This is a genomic window from Vibrio sp. 2033, from assembly GCF_033339735.1.
This window is the reverse complement of record NZ_JAWOVC010000275.1, coordinates 1-761: the sequence shown is the minus strand read 5'-3', so window position 1 is coordinate 761 and position 761 is coordinate 1. Positions and strand designations below refer to the sequence as shown.

Here is a 761-nt window from a genome sequence, read left to right as displayed (position 1 = left end):
AGCAAGAAGAAGTTGAGCGTATGGAAGAGCAACGTCGTGCACAAGCAGAAGAAGCTGCTCGTCGTGCGCAGGCTCAGCATGCAGCTGCGGAAAATCAGTTGGCTGATGGTGAAGAGTCTGAGGGCTCAAATCAACCTGTTGTTCGTGATGAGCGTAAAGTAGGTCGAAACGAACCTTGTCCATGTGGTAGTGGCAAGAAATACAAGCAGTGTCACGGTCAGATCAATTAATCTAACTTGATAACTTAATAAGAAAGAGTCGCTTAGGCGGCTCTTTTTGTATCGATAGATCCTAGGTAAATATCCATGAAAAGAATTCACATTGTTGCAGCGATCATTTTCAATCAAGATAAGTCGCAAATCTTTATTACTAAACGTCCTGATGATAAACATAAAGGTGGTTTTTGGGAGTTTCCGGGCGGTAAAGTCGAGCTAGGAGAAACAGTTGAACAAGCGATGGTTCGTGAGCTTGAAGAGGAAGTGGGGATTCGAGTGATTGAACAAGCACCGTTTGAACACCTTGAATACGATTACCCAGATAAGTCACTAAAATTTGATTTTATTACCGTCTCTCAGTTCGAGAACGAACCTTATGGTCGAGAAGGTCAAGAAGGGCGCTGGGTCGCAGTTGGTGAATTAGGGGATTACACCTTCCCTGAAGCTAACGTGCCGATCTTACAACGTGTCGTAAAAGAGTTCGCTTAAGCCCAATGAACGTGCTTGTGGTTAACACAGTATGTTGTTAGTTTAAAAAGATTCAGC

The 761-nt window shown here is 43.6% G+C and carries 2 protein-coding genes; both read left to right on the top strand.

Features of this window, described 5'->3' with window-relative positions; all coding sequences use genetic code 11:
• Positions 1–230, top strand: a 230-nt coding sequence (locus R7P74_RS26050) for an SEC-C metal-binding domain-containing protein (protein WP_318123545.1), incomplete at its 5' end; no start/stop codon positions are given.
• A gap of 75 nt (positions 231–305) precedes the next feature.
• Entirely contained in the window at positions 306–704 is a 399-nt protein-coding gene (gene mutT / locus R7P74_RS26045) for an 8-oxo-dGTP diphosphatase MutT (protein WP_005461225.1), read from the top strand.
• Positions 705–761: the final 57 nt, after the last annotated feature.